This window comes from Actinomycetota bacterium (assembly GCA_036280995.1).
Classification (GTDB): Bacteria; Actinomycetota; CALGFH01; order CALGFH01; family CALGFH01; genus CALGFH01.
Genome location: DASUPQ010000019.1, coordinates 1 through 2560 on the forward strand (window position 1 = coordinate 1; position 2560 = coordinate 2560).

The window sequence follows — 2560 nt, forward strand, 5'->3', positions numbered from 1 at the left end:
CGCTCAACACGGTCCGCACCCACGTCCAGAACGTGCTGGTCAAGCTGGGCGTACACTCCAAGCTGGAGGCGGCCGCGCTGGCCGTTGGCCAGGGGCTGGTCAGCATCGAGGACCCGGTCACCTCGGCGCCATCCGTCCCGAGCCTGGAGGGCGTCGACGTCCGTGGGTGCCGGCCGGCTCGATCGTCGCAACTTCCTCAGGGCCGGCGCCGCCGCCGTGGTCGGCGGGCTGGTCGCCTGGCGCTTCTGGCCCTGGCGCCGCGCCGGGGGCCAGGGCGGCACCCCGGCCGGGCCCGCCCCGGCGCCGGTCCCGCCGCCGGCCGGGCTGGCCGCGGTCGCGACCCTGCCCACCGACCGCACCCGGACCTGGCTGGGACCGCCGTTGTGGGCCAACCGGCTGCAGGACTGGCGGCTGCACGCCGGGCGGGTGGAGTGCGTGGCCGCCACCGGGCCGATGCGGACCCGCACCGTGGCCGTCCTCACCCGCGAGCTGGTCGCCGGCGACCTGCCGGCCCGGATCGGGGTCCGCACCGGGCTGCTCGCCGCCGGCGAGGGGTTCTCCGGGTTCCTGGTCGGGGCGGGCGGCGGCCGGCTCGACCACCGGGCGGCCGCCCTGGTCCAGGGCGCCTCGGGCGAGGGCGGGGGGATCCTCTGCACCTACGAGGCCGACGGCCGCGTCGGCTTCCGCGAGCACACAGACGAGGCCAGGCAGTTCGCCTACGCCCCCCTGCCCGGCACCGTCCACGCCGGCCAGCCCCGCCCCCGGGCCCTGGACGAGGACGTCGAGCTGGTCCTGGAGGTGACCCCGCGCGGCCGCGGCCGCTTCCGGCTGCGCCTCACGGCCAGCGACGGGGACGGGACCATGCTGGCCGCGGCCCGCCTCGACGGGGTCGACGGCGCCGCCCTGACCGGCGGGATCGCGCTGGTGTCGTCGTCCAAGGAGCCCGACGGCGGGGCCCGCCACTGGTTCGCCGGCCTCGGCACCGCCGGGGCCAAGGTGGCCAGGCGGCCGGAGCGGGCCGAGGGGCCCGTCCTCGGCACCCTCTACACCCTCAACGGGCCCGTGCTGAAGCTGACCGCCCAGCTGTTCCCCGTCGGCGACGGCGACCCGCCGGAGCTGCGGCTGCAGACGCGGCGCCCCGGTGGCGCCTGGGAGGACGCGGGCGTGGCCCCGGTCGGGCCCGGGTTCGCGGCCGCCTTCCGGGTCACCGGCTGGGACGGCGCCGCCGCCCGCGACTACCGGGTCCTGTGGGGGGCCGGCACGGCCGAGGAGCAGGCGTTCGAGGGCACGGTGGCCGCCGACCCGGCGGGCGACGACGAGCTGCGGGTCGGCCTGCTCGACTGCACCATCCACAGCTACCGGCCGCTGAACGTCGCCAGCGACCCGCACGACCGGCTCCCCGGGTCGGACCCGCTGGGCCTGTACACCGGGCGCAATCTCTACTTCCCCTACGCCGAGCTGACCGCCGAGGTCGGCCGGCGCCGGCCGCAGCTGCTGGCCGCCGTCGGCGACCAGTACTACGAGCACCGGCCGACGACCCGCGAGCAGGGCCCCGGGCCCGTCCTTGACGTGCTCTACCGCTGGTACCTGTGGCTGTGGGCCTTCCGCGACCTGACCCGTTCGGTGCCCACGGTGGTGCTGGTCGACGACCACGACGTCTACCACCCCAACCTCTGGGGCAACGCCGGCGCGCCCGCCCCCGGGGGCGACTACCGCCAGGGCGGCTACCGGCACCCGGCCGCCTGGGTCAACCTGGTCCAGCGGGTCCAGACGAGCCACAACCCCGACCCCCACGACCCCGCCCCCGTGGCCCAGGGCATCGGCGTCTACTACGGCGCCTTCCGCTATGGCGGGGTCGGCTTCGCCCTGGTCGAGGACCGCAAGTTCAAGAACGGGGACAAGGACAACCGCGACCCGGCCGGGCGGCGCTACGACCTGACCATCCTCGGCGACCGCCAGGAGCGGTTCCTGGCCGACTGGGCGGCCACCGACCCGGGCAGCCCCAAGGTCTGCTTCTCCCAGACCCTCTGGGGCTGCCTGCAGACCGACGAGCGGGGGCGGGCCCAGTTCGACGCCGACGCCGACGCCGCCTCCTCCGCCCGCCGCACCGCCCTGGAGCTGGTCAAGCGGGCCGGGGCCTTGCTCTGTTCCGGCGACCAGCACCTGGCCAGCCTGGTCCGCCACGGCCTCGACGGCTTCGACGACGGCCCGGTCCAGTTCGTCGCCCCGGCCGCGGGCAGCGCCTGGCAGCGCTGGTTCGAGCCGGCCGGAGGGCTCCCCAACCCCGGCGGCACGGCCCACACGGGCGACTTCACCGACGCCTACGGCAACCGCATGCGGGTCCTGGCCGTGGCCAACCCGCGGCTCACCAAGGCCGCCTTCCGGGCCGCCCGCCAGGGCCGCAACGCCGAGCTGGGCGACCGCCGGCGCAAGCGCGAGGGCTACGGCCTGGTCCGGGTCGACAAGGCGGGCCGCCGCTTCGTGATCGAGTGCTGGCCATGGGACGGGGGACCGCAGTTCGAGGGCTGGCCCTACGAGCTGCCGTTCCCCGAGGTGTAAC

At 76.7% G+C, this 2560-nt stretch carries 1 protein-coding gene; it reads left to right on the forward strand.

The genetic code is table 11. From position 1 onward, the window contains the following. The first annotated feature begins 162 nt into the window (after nucleotides 1-162). A complete protein-coding gene (locus VF468_00495; protein HEX5876804.1) occupies nucleotides 163-2559 on the forward strand; it encodes a hypothetical protein in 2397 nt (798 codons plus the stop codon). Nucleotide 2560 lies beyond the last annotated feature (1 nt).